The organism is Cellulosilyticum sp. ST5 (genome assembly GCF_046529625.1).
Classification (GTDB): Bacteria; Bacillota; Clostridia; order Lachnospirales; family Cellulosilyticaceae; genus Cellulosilyticum; species Cellulosilyticum lentocellum.
In genome coordinates, this window is the sequence record NZ_CP132338.1 from 4,688,127 (window position 1) to 4,701,497 (window position 13,371).

Annotated in this window: 15 protein-coding genes and 1 riboswitch; all 15 genes read left to right on the forward strand. The window is 33.9% G+C overall.

Annotation, left to right across the window (positions count from 1 at the left end):
• Positions 1-88 precede the first annotated feature (88 nt).
• The gene (locus QTL86_RS22430; RefSeq protein ID WP_410496082.1) at positions 89-907 is read left to right on the forward strand and encodes an HAD family hydrolase; all 819 of its coding nucleotides are present in this window, start codon (positions 89-91) and stop codon (positions 905-907) included.
• A gap of 17 nt (positions 908-924) precedes the next feature.
• Positions 925-2,277: a CapA family protein gene (locus tag QTL86_RS22435; RefSeq protein ID WP_410496083.1), complete on the forward strand. Its 1,353-nt coding sequence runs from the start codon at positions 925-927 to the stop codon at positions 2,275-2,277.
• 65 nt (positions 2,278-2,342) lie between these two features.
• Positions 2,343-2,828 carry an HD domain-containing protein gene (locus QTL86_RS22440; protein ID WP_410496084.1) on the forward strand — a complete coding sequence of 162 codons (486 nt, stop codon included), beginning with the start codon at positions 2,343-2,345 and terminating at the stop codon, positions 2,826-2,828.
• Positions 2,829-3,024: 196 nt separating this feature from the next.
• Positions 3,025-3,819: a GNAT family N-acetyltransferase gene (locus tag QTL86_RS22445; protein WP_410496085.1), complete on the forward strand. Its 795-nt coding sequence runs from the start codon at positions 3,025-3,027 to the stop codon at positions 3,817-3,819.
• A gap of 184 nt (positions 3,820-4,003) precedes the next feature.
• The gene (locus tag QTL86_RS22450) at positions 4,004-4,801 is read left to right on the forward strand and encodes a MerR family transcriptional regulator (protein WP_410496086.1); all 798 of its coding nucleotides are present in this window, start codon (positions 4,004-4,006) and stop codon (positions 4,799-4,801) included.
• Between the two features lie 88 nt (positions 4,802-4,889).
• Entirely contained in the window at positions 4,890-5,369 is a 480-nt protein-coding gene (locus QTL86_RS22455) for a hypothetical protein (protein ID WP_410496087.1), read from the forward strand.
• Positions 5,370-6,029, forward strand: coding sequence for an NAD(P)H dehydrogenase (locus QTL86_RS22460; RefSeq protein ID WP_127067780.1), 660 nt, complete (start codon positions 5,370-5,372; stop codon positions 6,027-6,029).
• A 159-nt stretch (positions 6,030-6,188) separates the two neighbouring features.
• Positions 6,189-6,917 carry a 4Fe-4S binding protein gene (locus tag QTL86_RS22465; RefSeq protein ID WP_410496088.1) on the forward strand — a complete coding sequence of 243 codons (729 nt, stop codon included), beginning with the start codon at positions 6,189-6,191 and terminating at the stop codon, positions 6,915-6,917.
• Positions 6,918-6,988: 71 nt separating this feature from the next.
• A complete protein-coding gene (locus QTL86_RS22470) occupies positions 6,989-7,540 on the forward strand; it encodes a PadR family transcriptional regulator (RefSeq protein ID WP_410496089.1) in 552 nt (183 codons plus the stop codon).
• Positions 7,541-7,555: 15 nt separating this feature from the next.
• Positions 7,556-8,038: a flavodoxin family protein gene (locus QTL86_RS22475; protein WP_127067777.1), complete on the forward strand. Its 483-nt coding sequence runs from the start codon at positions 7,556-7,558 to the stop codon at positions 8,036-8,038.
• Positions 8,039-8,234: 196 nt separating this feature from the next.
• A riboswitch (NiCo riboswitch) is annotated at positions 8,235-8,319 on the forward strand.
• A 154-nt stretch (positions 8,320-8,473) separates the two neighbouring features.
• Entirely contained in the window at positions 8,474-9,361 is an 888-nt protein-coding gene (locus QTL86_RS22480) for a cation diffusion facilitator family transporter (RefSeq protein ID WP_127067776.1), read from the forward strand.
• Positions 9,362-9,385: 24 nt separating this feature from the next.
• Positions 9,386-10,042 carry an L-2-amino-thiazoline-4-carboxylic acid hydrolase gene (locus QTL86_RS22485; RefSeq protein ID WP_410496090.1) on the forward strand — a complete coding sequence of 219 codons (657 nt, stop codon included), beginning with the start codon at positions 9,386-9,388 and terminating at the stop codon, positions 10,040-10,042.
• A gap of 48 nt (positions 10,043-10,090) precedes the next feature.
• Entirely contained in the window at positions 10,091-10,963 is an 873-nt protein-coding gene (locus QTL86_RS22490; protein ID WP_410496092.1) for a PhzF family phenazine biosynthesis isomerase, read from the forward strand.
• A gap of 166 nt (positions 10,964-11,129) precedes the next feature.
• A complete protein-coding gene (locus tag QTL86_RS22495; protein ID WP_410496093.1) occupies positions 11,130-12,647 on the forward strand; it encodes a replicative DNA helicase in 1,518 nt (505 codons plus the stop codon).
• Positions 12,637-13,353: a DUF6063 family protein gene (locus QTL86_RS22500; RefSeq protein WP_410496094.1), complete on the forward strand. Its 717-nt coding sequence runs from the start codon at positions 12,637-12,639 to the stop codon at positions 13,351-13,353. Before QTL86_RS22495 ends, QTL86_RS22500 begins: the two co-directional genes overlap by 11 nt.
• Positions 13,354-13,371 lie beyond the last annotated feature (18 nt).

The following is a 13,371-nucleotide window of genomic DNA, read 5'->3' on the forward strand; positions in this document are numbered from 1 at the left end:
AACCATTTAACTAATCCTAGGACATAAGCATCAATCATGTTCTAGGATTTTAGTTTTTGATATACTTATAGATAAGGAAGGTGGAGGAATGAAGACATTATATGTGACAGACTTAGATGGCACTTTATTAAATACCAAGGATAGAATAAGTGAATATAGCAAAAAGGTTATTAATGAGCTAATTAAGGAAGGCATGCACTTTACCTATGCTACAGCAAGATCCTTAATCTCAGCGGCTGTAGTGGCTGAAGGCTTAAGTCCTCAGATACCTGTTATTGTTTATAATGGAGCCTTTATTTTAGATGCCACAACAAGAGAGGTTATGGCCTCCAGTGGGTTTAATGTAGAAGAAAAACAGTTTATAAAGAAGCTATTACATCACTATCAAGTAAGCCCTTTAGTATATGCTTTTATAGAGGGGATAGAAAGGGTAAGCTGGATACCAGAGCATGAAAATGAAGGTATTCGCTATTATTTAAATAATAGAAGAGGGGATAAGCGTTTTAGAGAAGTAGGGCAAGTAGAAGCTTTATATGAGGGAGAAGTCTTTTATTTTACTTGCATAGGAGAAAGGGAAGAATTACTTCCAATTTATGAGGCATTAAAAGACCACCCTCATTATAACTGCTTATTTCATCAAGAGCTTTATAGAGAAGAGTATTGGTGTGAGATTTTGCCAAAGAAAGCGACTAAAGCTAATGCTATTAAGCAGTTAAAAGAACTCTTTCAGTATGACAGGGTGATTGCTTTTGGGGATGCGATGAATGATATACCTATGTTTGAAATAGCAGATGAATGTTATGCAGTAGCCAATGCTGTTCCAGAGCTGAAAGAATTGGCAACAGATGTAATAGAAAGCAATGAAGAAGATGGTGTAGCTAAGTGGTTAATACATCATTTTTCTTAAATAAGGGAGGGGATACTATGAAAAAGAAGTTAATCGCTATTTTAGCAATATGTATTTGTCTTTGGAGTAGTCAAGCTTTAATGGCAGATATAGTGGTCACTACAGTAGAGAAAGCGATTACTATGCAGGATCATACGACTTACAGGAAGGAAGGAACGACCATGGTGCAAGCAGCACCTTTTCTAAAAGCACTGGGCTATCAAGTGACTTGGCAGCAAAAAGAAGGCACTTTGCTTATTACGCCAGGTAATATAGTGATTAAGGCAAATAGCCGTCAAGCTAGCGTAGGGGGAAGTAACTATTACTTAGAAACAGCGCCAGTGGTTAAAGATGGAAGAGTTTATATACCACTTAAGTTTTTCACGGATTTCTTAGGTTATAATGTGACTTATAAAGAAGGACAGATTAGTATTTCGGGTACTGAAAATATAGGAAAAGCTGGAAAGTATGAAGAAGAAATAAGTGAAAAGCGTATCACCATATCAGCAGCAGGAGATTTTACATTAGGATATTACAAAGGACAAAGTAGTGGTGGTCGCTTTGATGAAGTAGCTAAGGCAAATGGTTATGCTTATTTTATGAAAAATGTAAAAAGCATTTTTGAGGAGGATGATTTAACCATTGTTAATTTAGAAGGACCTCTCACCACTAGAGGCAGTGCAGCAGAAAAGGAATTTGCTATTAGAGGGCTACCTGAGTACATAAAGATTTTACAGTTAGGAGATATAGAGGTCGTAAGTTTAGCTAACAATCATAGTAAGGATTATGGGAATGTGGGCTATACAGATACAAAAAGTGTTTTAACAAAGCATCAAATTGGGTATTTTGGTAGTGATCAAACCTACTATGCAACCATTAATGATATCCGAGTGGCTATTATTGGAGAATCCGCTTGGAGTAATGATCAAGGTATGAAAAATAAACTTAAAAAGCGTATTACAGAAGCTAAGGCAAAAGCGGACTTAATCATTGTAGAGTTTCACTGGGGAATTGAGAGAGAAAATATTCCTAATAAAGTGCAGCAGGATTTAGCTAAGTACGTCATTGATCAAGGTGCTCATTTAGTACTGGGTAGCCATCCACATGTGATTCAAGGTATAGGAAGTTATAAAGGTGCCAATATTGTGTACAGCATGGGTAACTTCTGCTTTGGCGCTAATAAAAATCCTGATGATAAAGACACCTTTATTTATAAGGAAACCTTTGTATTAACTAAAGATGGCATTGTTTCAGAAAGCAATGAAATTATTCCTTGTTCTATTTCTTCTGTATCTAATAGAAATAATTATCAACCTAAGGTCCTTACAGGTGCAGATAAAGAACGTGTATTAAAACGCATTGAGAAATATAGTAAAGGCCTCAAAAACTAGACAAAAGTAAATGAATACAAAGAAGTTTTCTTGAACTGAAGATGAAAGGAATATAGGAGGGAAATATGATTAATAAATTAGCATATAAGATGATGACGTATTATAGTGGAGATGCTAAACGTATTCAACATTTTACTAAGGTACATAGCTTTGCCAAACTTATTGGGGAGATGGAGCAGTTAGATCAAGAAACACTCACCCTAATAGAAGTAACAGCCCTTGTACATGATATAGGGATTAAAGAAGCAGAGGCACAATTTGGTAGTAGTAATGGTAAGTTACAAGAACAATTAGGTCCAGATTTAGCAAAGAAGATTTTAAAAGAACTAGGCTATCATGAGGAGAAAATTGAACGTGTTTGTTATGTAGTAGGTCATCATCATACTTATACAGATATACAAGGAATAGACTATCAGATTTTAGTGGAAGCAGACTTCCTTGTGAACTTTTACGAAGATCAACTAGGCAAAGAAGCTATAAAGACAGCTTATAACAATATTTTTAAAACCCCTAGTGGAAAAAAGCTTTGTGAAATAATGTATGGGATCTAGGACTATTAATGCCTATGGTTGTTAGGAAATTACTGTGTTAAAATTCAAAAAATATTGAGATGTACTAAGATTGGATTTTAAGACAAAGATACGTAACATGTTTATGATTAGTAAAGCGGAGTTTATACAAGAATATTACCCCCCTAAGGGGCATGTTCCCAGGGTTATTTTTATAATCGAAAGGAAGAATAATCGAATGAACGATATTACAGTAAATAAAACAAAATGGGACGAAATACAGAATCTTTATACAGACTACTTTGATGAACTTGGATACAAAAATGACGGTTTTCATAATTCTATGATGTTTGAAGGAGAACCATATCTCATCATTTGCAATGACGAAGAGTCAGGATTTTTTTCTGTTGGAAATTCGTGGGGCAATGGTAACATGTTAAGAGGATTTTATGTGATTCCTTCAAAACGCAGAGCATCAATAGAAATATTCAATAAAGTAATGGATGATTTTCAGATTGAAGCAGCCCTTGTTGCAAGTAATGATTCACATTATGTTGGGCTTGCATTTGAAAAGATGAATGCACTTAAAACATTTTTTGATATGCAGGCATTTAACTTTATTTATGGAGAGCCTGAACGTGAAGCCGAGTATGGCATGGATTGTGTAAAAGAGGTAAGTCCAAGTGAATATGAATTAATGAACACTCTTACCGAGAAGCAATGGGAAGGTTGCTTTGAAAATGGAAATTTCAAGTTCTATAAAATCACAAATAATAATGAGACATTAGGATATGGTGGTATAGGTAAGATGATAAATAATCAGAAAAATGTTGACGTAGGCAATTTCACACTTCCACAGCATAGAAGGAAAGGTGTCGGCAGAAGTATAATGATAAACCTGAGCAAGATTGCTATCCAGCAAGGGTTAATCCCTATTGCAGGATGTTGGCATGGCAATGCAGAGAGCATTGCAACGTTGATAAGCAGTGGTTTCATTCCTGAAAATAGAATTTTTTATGTGAGATTTTGTTAAATATAATCTTGAAATAGTCTTTAGGCACTGGTAAAGTTTTTTGTTTACTTGGCAGGGAACAGTTCAGTTTATGAGTTGGTCCTTAATTAATAGATTTACTCTAGCAGTTGTGAAATCATGAGAATGAGAAAAGAATTTAAACTATGTAAAGAGCAGAAATGAAATAAAAAAAGAGGATTAAAAGATGTATACAATAGGTCAAGTGGCAAAGTTCTTAGGAGTATCAAGGGATACATTAAAGTTTTATGAAGAAAAGGAATTGGTAAAACCTAAACAAGATGATGAGAATGGATACCGTAAATACAACGACTATGATATTTATGATGTGATTACCACTAATTTTTATAGGCATCTCGATATAGAAGTAAAAAAAATACAAGAAATAAGACAAAGCAAAAGTATCATAGAAATAGAAGAGCTTCTAGGAGAAAAAAAGCGAAGGATAGAGGAAGAAATAGCATATAAACAACTGCTTTTAAAGAGGCTTGAAGAGGTGGAAGAAGGCTGTAAAAACATTAGAGACTACTTAGGAAAATATACAATTAAGGAGATGCCTCTTTTACTTATAAAGGGAGAAATATCTGATTTTATGGCCTATGATGAATATGAAATGATTAAAAAAAATACAGATCAATTGAAAGAAACGGTAACGCTTACAGACATAAGGCGCATTATTAGCTTTGATGAGAAAGGCGTGACAGGGGATAAATGTGTTGTTGTAAATGCCATAGAAAAGGCAGAGGTACCAGTTCAAGGGAAAATACTTTCACATCCTAAATGTATTTATACCATTGTAGAAAATGGAAGATGGCTAAATGGTGAAAATGATGTAGCGGAGCATGTAGAAGCCTATTTAAGAAAGGTTGGAATGGAGAATGGATATGAACCAGTAGGGGTAGTGTATGTAAATATTCTGCTGACAACCTATGAAGAGGGAGTAGAGCGTATCTTCTTAGAAATCTATGCACCTATAAAGAACTAAAAATTTTAGACTTTGGTATTGACCTGTGGGTTACTCCTAGCTTTAGAATAAGCTTAAATTAAAGCAGTTTGTTTAAGAGGTGGGAGAAATGAATACAGTTATTATTACTGAAGGGATAAGTGCATTGGCAGAGAGTACTTATATCTTTGATTTATATCAAACAAAAGTAAAGGCATGCTGTGGATGTTGGTCTTGCTGGCTTAAAACACCAGGAAGATGTATCTTTAATGAATTAGATACTCTCTATTATCACTACATTAATGCAGAACGTATTATTTATTTGGCAAAGGTAAAAAAAGGCTTTATAAGTAGTGAACTTAAAGCGTTTTTTGATAGAATGTTACCTCTCTATTTACCATATATTTCGGTGAAAACAGAGGAATGTATGCATGTTCCAAGATATAGCCATTATCCAGATGTTGAGTTTTATTATGAAGAAGAATTTGAGACAGATAGAGAAAGAGAAGTTTTTGAAAACTATATTAAGCGTACCTTCTATCAGTTTTATTCTAAGCTGATTGTAGTAAAGCCGCTGGTGGCTTGTGACAAAGTGGAAGAGGTGAACTAAATGAAAATGATTATTTTAAATGGGTCACCTAAGGCTAATTCTAAAAGTAGTAATACAGAAATTTTTATTCATCACTTTACATCAGCTATGAAAATGAAATATGAGGTTAAATATATTGCCACTGAAGAGCCAAAAGAATTAGCTCAGTATATAAAGACTTTTGATACCATTTTAATTGTTATGCCACTTTACATACATGCTATGCCAAGTGGTGTCATGAAATTAATAGAGCATTTAGAATCGTCTTGCTCTAACAATCAGTCTATTGGTTTTATCGTGCAAGCGGGCTTTCCTGAAAGTGCACATGAGAAATTTGTGCGCGAGTACTTTGAAGAACTGGCAAAAAGACTTCATTATCAGTATTTAGGCACGGTAGTAAAAGGAGGATCAGCCTTTATTTATCGAAGGCCAAAGCACTTCAAAAAACTATATAAATCATTAGCTGACTTAGGTCGTATTTTTGAGGAAACACATGCATTTGATAAAAAGATTACGCAAAAGTTAGCTAAGCCGTATCAGTTTAACAAGTTCGCCTTATGGCAGCTTAGACTTATAGATAAAATAGGATTAGTGAATTATGAGTGGAATGCTATATTAAGGCAAAACAATGCTTTGGAACACGCACTTAATCAACCATTTTTAGAAGAAGTGAAAAAATAAAAATTTAGAATAGATTATAATTAGGGGGCTCAATCTTACGATAAGTGAGTGTCTCTTTTTTTATTGAATTTTATTAAAAAAAGCAATAATTCGTTGACTTAATATATCAGATTGATATATTATTTATATATCAGTCTGATATATTAAGGAGGAAGATAAATGAAAAGACAAAAGGTGCGAAAGCTAGTATTACTCATTTCATTACTTTTATTTCCTATAACAATTTACTATTTTTCGCCTTATCTTATTATTCAAGGAGCACTAGAAAGTGTTATATCAGGGAGTTTTATTGTTTTTGGCTTGATGCTTATTTTATCAGTATTTCTTGGCAGAAGTTTTTGCAGTTATGTTTGTCCAGCAGGAGCATTACAAGAAGCGAGTTTTAGTTTTAATGATAAGCCATCTAAAATAGGTAAGAGAAGATATATTAAGTATGTCATATGGGGGATTTGGATATTAAGTGTTGCATTTTGTTTTTGGCGTTCAGGGGGCATTAAAAAAGTAGACCCACTTTATATGACAGAATATGGCATCTCTATTGCTGAACCAGGTGCTTATATTTTATATTATGGCTTTATAGGCTTAATCTTATTGCCTAGTTTAATATGTGGTAAGAGGGCTTTTTGCCATTACTTTTGTTGGATGGCCCCTTTTATGGTGATCGGAACGAAAATCAGAGATCAATTACATTTGCCAGGACTACATATTGAAGCTGATAGTAATCAATGTATAAGTTGTAATAAGTGCAGTAAAAGTTGTCCTATGAGTCTTGATGTTGCAAAGATGGTTAAAAAAGAGGAATGTCAAGATTCAGAATGCATTTTATGTGGAGTTTGCGTGGATACCTGTCCTAAAAATGTATTAAAGTATAAGATAAAAAGTAAGTAACGAATTATAATAGCGACTGGATAGTAATAAAAAATAAAGTGAACGAAATACACATACGCAGGAGAGAAAATATGGCAAATGAGAAGAAAATGGATTGTGTGATTTTAGGATTATTAAGTCATGAATCTATGACAGGCTATGAAATTAAAAAAATAATGGATACAACATTGAGTTTCTTTTGGGGAGCTAGTTTTGGAAGTATTTATCCTACGCTCAATGGTCTTGTACGTGAGGGAATGGTCACTAAATATGAAACAAAAGAGAATGGAAGAAATAAAGCCATTTATCATATTACACAAGAGGGAAGACTATATTTAAAGAAGTGGCTTCAATTGCCTATAGAAAAAGATGAGATGCGTTATGAGACGCTTTTAAAACTATTTTTTGGAAATGAAATAGGTGAAGGGGGGACACTTAAGCATATAGTGGCATTTAAAGATAAAGTGCAAAAGCAATTACCTATGCTGGAAGGTGCTGTGAGAACTTTAGAAAAAATAGAGGATGAAGATGATACACACTTATACTATAAGCTAACAGCTATGTGCGGTGTGAAAATTTATGAGGCATTTCTTGAGTGGAGTGAAGAAGTAACTGAGATTTTAAAAGAAAAAGGCAGAATTTAATCAAGGAGGAGAACTATGAAAGCTATAGTAGTTTATTTTTCATTAGAGGGCCATACACAATATATAGCAGAGGAAATAGCTAAAAATCTAAAAGCAGATACATTATCTTTGAAAACAGCAAAAGCATATCCAAAAGGGAAATTAGCTAGGATGTTTTGGTGTGGAAAATCTGCAGTATTTGGAGAAAAACCAAAGCTTGCACCCTATGAATTTGATGCATCTAAGTATGATGTAGTAATCCTTGGAACACCTATTTGGGCAGGAAGTCATGCAGCACCTATTAGTACATTTCTTGAGAAAAATAATATAGGTGGGCATAAGGTGGCAATTTATGCGTGTAGTGCAAGTGGTGATGCACAGAAATGTTTTGAACAACTTAAAAATAAATTTGAAGAAGTAATAGCAACTTTAAGTCTTATTAATCCCAATAAGCAAACTTATGCAGAAGATAGATCGAAGGTAGAAGCTTTTTGTAAAGCAATACAAGAGAGAATATAATATGTACAAAAAAATAATGCATTCAAGATGTATTTGAATGTAGGCTTTGAAATAGTAGGTGAAAATGACGAGGAGTATATCATAATTCACCCTTTGCGTAGCCATCCATCTGCAGCAAAGGCATAAGTAATTGAGTTGCGTAGTATATTTGTAAAAAGTAGATTGACAAATAGACTTGTTCTCATTTACAATGAGTTTAATGAGAATAAATCAGGTTATTATGTTGGATGTAATAACTGGGCCAATATATTGGCAACAGGAATCAAACCTGTGGGACTATAATAAACACTATAGTCTCGCAGGTTTTTTTGTATTAGGAGATATTTCTATCTACTAGTATATAGGGAATGTGTGGAATGAAGGATCTAGTAGTATTTCCAGCAGAGTAGGCGGCTAATTTATTTTATGAGTATTTCTAAGGGGGAAGTAAGGCGTATGGAAAAAAGTAAGTTTAAGATTGTAAAGAAAGTATTGTGGCTTATTTTATTAGCAAACTTTGCAGTGGCAGCAGCTAAGGTGATTTTTGGGATGATTATTAATAGTGCTAGTATGACAGCAGATGGATTTCACTCTATAACAGATGGTTCATCCAATATTGTAGGGCTTATTGGAATTGGAATTGCATCAAAGCCCATTGATGATGATCACCCTTATGGGCACAAGAAATTCGAAACGATTACAGGGCTTTTTATAGTAGCAATGCTAGTTGCTTTAGGACTTAAGATTATAGTAGGGGCGATAAGTCATTTTATTAATCCTATAACACCGGAAATTAGTGTTTCAAGTTTAGTGGTGATGATCATTACACTAGGTGTTAATCTATTTGTCACAACATACGAACGCAAAAAAGGTGAAGAATGCAACAGTACGATTTTGATTTCAGATGCCATGCATACCAAAAGTGATATTTATGTAACGATCGGTGTACTTACGACGTTGGTGGCTATTAAACTTGGGGCACCAGTATGGATAGATCCACTTGCATCACTGATTGTAGCAGGATTTATTTTGAAAGCAGGCTATGAAATATTTGATATGACCTGTGGTGTGCTGGTAGATAAAGCAGTAGTGGACAATAAAGAAATAGAGAAAATTACAGTCAAACATGAGCTTGTCAAAGGTGTACATAAAATCAGAAATCGTGGAACAATAGATGATTTACATATTGATATGCACATTTTAGCTTCTTGTGATTTGACACTTGGACAGACACACAAGCTTTCACACGACATTGAAGATATGCTGCAAAAAGAGCTTAATCCTCATGCACAGGTTATTATTCATATTGAACCTTACGAGACGGAGCTAGGTAAAGAAGATTAGAGGGTATAAAAGGAGTTGATTTTGATGATTTTATTTATGAGTAACATACTTTTAAGATTCAATAAGAAAGACATTATCGCTGAAAGGAATATAACCTTCTACAAAGTTTTTAAAAAGAAGATAAGGGGACATCTGAAAGAGATTATTCCACAAGTTCCTGATATTGGTGATAGCATTTTTAAATCCAGCTATTTAATAGGAGTTGCTTTTATTGCATGGTATAAAGCATTTTTAGAAATGGGCTTATCAAGTGATGAAGCCAATATTTGGATTTGGAAAGGGACAGAAAATGCATTGAAAAAAATACCACGTTTTATGATACCTTTGGTAAAAAAAATCTATTTGGGCGGAATGCTTCGTAAGGCTGAGGAACAGACAGAAAAATCTAAGAAAGGAACACTGCCTGAGTATGATTGGTCCATTAACTATGTAAAAGTTGGCAGGAATAAATTTAGGCTTGATACCTATGAGTGTGGCCTAAAAAAGCTATGTAAAAAGTTCGGTGTTGAAGAGATGCTCCCTTCATTATGTAGAATGGATTATCTTACCGCTCACTATCTCAAATATAGCTTTGAAAGAACCAAGACACTAGGAGATGGTGATGAGGTATGTAATAACCAATTTAGTTTTATAGGTGAATGCGCATGGGCACCAGAAAAGGGATTTGAACACAGGAAATAAGCTGCCCATAATAGAGTTGAGTAGATTAAGATAAAGGGAGAGATTTTAATGGATATTATAAAATATGATGTTTTTACTTTGACCGTCAATAAAGGAAATCCAGTAGGAATTATCGTTGATGGAGATAAGTATGATGATGAAATAATGCAAAAGATCGCTTATATTGTGGGATACAGTGAGTGTTGTTTTATATGTAAGTCAGACGTTGCTGATTATAAGTTGAGGTACTTTACACCAGGACATGAAACACCACTATGTGGTCATGCAACTATAGGGACAATGAAATATATTGTTGATCGTTTAGGTATAAATAATGATTTAGATTTTAAAATAGAAACAGGAGCAGGGATACTAGACATTCACTATAACTATGATGCTGATGAAATATTAATGGAGCAAGCAAATGCTACTTTTACTCCGTTTGAGGGAAATAAAGAGCAGTTATTAAATGCAATAGGATTAAGTGTAGAGGATTTAGATATACGTTATCCTATTGTGTATGGAAGTACTGGCTCTTGGACTACACTTATACCGATTAAAACATTAGAGAGTTTTCAAAGGATGAAACCTAATAATCATTTATTTCCTAGTATTTTAAAAGAGATGCCCAGAGCTTCTATTCATCCTTTTACATTAGAGTGCTATGATCAAAAGAGTGATATGCATGGAAGGCATTTTTCTTCCTGTTATTCTGGAACCATTGAAGATTCAGTAACAGGAACAGCTAGTGGTGTTATGTCTGCTTATTATTTAAAATACATAAAAGGTAGTGATGAAGTAGATCTGATCATTGAACAAGGAAATGAGATAAATAAAGAGGGCTATGTTCATGGATATGCTTTGAGAAATAATGATGAGATAGAGGTAAAAATATCTGGAACAGCAGTAAAGTCTAAAATATTTAAAATAGATTTGATATAGAGCTATATTTAAAATGCCGCCAGCAATGGCGGCATTTAATCTTAATACTTTTTGTAACTAGGATAGAAAAATGGTAGTAATTACTATATTTGGAATACTAACCTAGCCGGATTTTGTAGTATAATAGGATGAAAATACTTAACTTAGACTTTTGGAGGCAGCTAGAATGAGTATAGAAGCAAGGAGTGTAGTGGAACAGTTTGGTGAGCGTATGAAGAGACTTGCCATTTATGAACCATTACATCGTCTGGATAGAAAAAAGGGAAAAGATAAGAATGGGAATGAGATTCCTTATTATGAACTAGGAATGCTCACCTTATTATTTTTCTTTGAAAATATGATTATGCGTCATAAGACAAGTGGCGTTAGAGAGCTTGCTTTATTTTTATATGAAGTATGTCATGAAAAAATTAACTTAGATGAAACAGGCTTTGAGGAATTAGCCAGAGAAATTATAGAAGTCTATAGACCATCCAATGGAAAACGTAATAGTAGGAGCTTTTACAATTGGGAAACGGGCCAAGAGGAAACCGTCTACTATTCTATTTTAAAAGCCGCACGTTCAGATTTAAAATCAAATACCCAATATTATGCTTTAGATGAACAAGGTTTAGAGCTTATTTTTTCAAGTAGAGAATACTTTAGTGAATTTCAAATTTCAATTAATCAGTTACTCCTTCGTAAACAGCTTGAAAAAGGTGAGTTCATGGGCTCTCTTAGACAATTGGATGAAATGGATTTATCCGCTGAAGCACTCACAGAACGTCTAGCTAAAATTAAACATGAAGTGAGCCGTAGTATTGTTTCTGAAGAAACTTATACAAGGTATAAGAAGCTTATTGAAGATATTAATTTAAGACTAATAAGAGAAAATGAGGAGTTTGAAGAACTTCATGAATTTGTAAGATTAACTAAAGATAGCTTAAAGTATCAGCTAGATAATGAGAAAGATAAAAAGGCTTATGAATTCATTTTAAAAATTGATAATAGGTTAGAAGAGGTACATCACGAGCATAGTAAACTTTTACAAGAAAGCATTGCTCTAAGAACGCATGCCTTAGATGCAGCACAGCAGTCTCTTTATTACATTGGTATCGATAGTTTTAATTTTGAACAAGAAATTGTGGATGCACTTATGGGGAGACCGATGCCACTTTATACAAGTGGAACCTTTATGGAACCTTTCCTAAGCCTAGAGCGTGCTAAACTATGGCATCCAATGAGTGTCTTTTATAAACAGCGTATTGAAAGAGTGGGTGAAGAAGATAAGGGTAAAGCCTTTACATACGGCGTCACAGAGGAAGAAGTGCGTAAAGGCAAATCTAAGATAGGTTACTATTTTAAAGAAGTGATGAGCGAACTTATACCTTTATTTGAAGAGAAAAGTGTGACCACTTTAGAGGAGATTTGTAATCAGATAGAAGTATTAAAACCTGAGTGGTTAGAACAAAGACTTTTTTATGATATGTGGATGATCTTACATCAAAAGTCACCTATTACATTTGAGAACTTAGATGAAGAGAGTATATTAAATGGCATTAAAGAAGCTTTAGGTGGGATAACCAATAGTATCAAGGTTGTGGAATATGAAGGAACCGTGCAAAAAGTATCCCGTTTTGAAATTAAAAATATGTTAATTGACATTACAATGAGGCAAAAAGAAGGTGAGAGAAATGAACTATAGAAATGAGGAAATTATAGAAGCTTATAAACTCTATAGCAAGCTGGCAGTAGAAGGTACCAGCTCCTTAGGAGAAATGAGGGCTTATACAAGAGAGGAACACATAGAAGAACTGATGAATCAGTTTGCAGCCCAGGATCATGCTACGATTATCATTGCAGGAGAACAGGTGTACTTAGTACCTATTGCAAGCAGTTCACCTTTTCATATGAGCAATGAAACCATTAAGAAACTTTATCTGCCTAATAACGCCACTAACTTAGATATTTATTTAATGTATGTAGTAGCTATCATTTTATTAGGAGAGTTTTATAATAGTTATCAAACCAAGGAACCAACAAGGGTGTTTATTAGTATGGAGGAATGGCTAGAAGCTGTTAATACAAGAATGGAAACTCTTGCGCAAATAGATAAAGAAGTGCTTCAAAAGGTTGAAGAAGAACAAGAATACAACTGGATAAAAATCTTAGAAAAATGGTTAGCGCTAGATGATGTAAAAGAAAAAGCTAAAAAGCTAACAGGAGTAACAGCAAGTCGTATCAGCTTTTTAAATATGACGAAGCAGTTCTTAGAGAAGCAAGATATGATTAAAGACATCGGAAATTATGAGATAGAAATCACTGAGAAAACAAAGGTCATTATTCAGCGTTATTATATGGATTATGAGTATAATCGAGGAATATTAGATTTTATTTATCAGTATAGCTAGAAAAGAGGGACAACACGA

Coding starts and splice junctions, on each gene's coding strand:
- QTL86_RS22485 (WP_410496090.1), top strand. CDS start 9,386: ATGATTTTATTTATGAGTAACATACTTTTAAGATTCAATAAGAAAGAC.
- QTL86_RS22445 (WP_410496085.1), top strand. CDS start 3,025: ATGAACGATATTACAGTAAATAAAACAAAATGGGACGAAATACAGAAT.
- QTL86_RS22460 (WP_127067780.1), top strand. CDS start 5,370: ATGAAAATGATTATTTTAAATGGGTCACCTAAGGCTAATTCTAAAAGT.
- QTL86_RS22490 (WP_410496092.1), top strand. CDS start 10,091: ATGGATATTATAAAATATGATGTTTTTACTTTGACCGTCAATAAAGGA.
- QTL86_RS22465 (WP_410496088.1), top strand. CDS start 6,189: ATGAAAAGACAAAAGGTGCGAAAGCTAGTATTACTCATTTCATTACTT.
- QTL86_RS22500 (WP_410496094.1), top strand. CDS start 12,637: ATGAACTATAGAAATGAGGAAATTATAGAAGCTTATAAACTCTATAGC.
- QTL86_RS22450 (WP_410496086.1), top strand. CDS start 4,004: ATGTATACAATAGGTCAAGTGGCAAAGTTCTTAGGAGTATCAAGGGAT.
- QTL86_RS22430 (WP_410496082.1), top strand. CDS start 89: ATGAAGACATTATATGTGACAGACTTAGATGGCACTTTATTAAATACC.
- QTL86_RS22475 (WP_127067777.1), top strand. CDS start 7,556: ATGAAAGCTATAGTAGTTTATTTTTCATTAGAGGGCCATACACAATAT.
- QTL86_RS22480 (WP_127067776.1), top strand. CDS start 8,474: ATGGAAAAAAGTAAGTTTAAGATTGTAAAGAAAGTATTGTGGCTTATT.
- QTL86_RS22495 (WP_410496093.1), top strand. CDS start 11,130: ATGAGTATAGAAGCAAGGAGTGTAGTGGAACAGTTTGGTGAGCGTATG.
- QTL86_RS22455 (WP_410496087.1), top strand. CDS start 4,890: ATGAATACAGTTATTATTACTGAAGGGATAAGTGCATTGGCAGAGAGT.
- QTL86_RS22435 (WP_410496083.1), top strand. CDS start 925: ATGAAAAAGAAGTTAATCGCTATTTTAGCAATATGTATTTGTCTTTGG.
- QTL86_RS22470 (WP_410496089.1), top strand. CDS start 6,989: ATGGCAAATGAGAAGAAAATGGATTGTGTGATTTTAGGATTATTAAGT.
- QTL86_RS22440 (WP_410496084.1), top strand. CDS start 2,343: ATGATTAATAAATTAGCATATAAGATGATGACGTATTATAGTGGAGAT.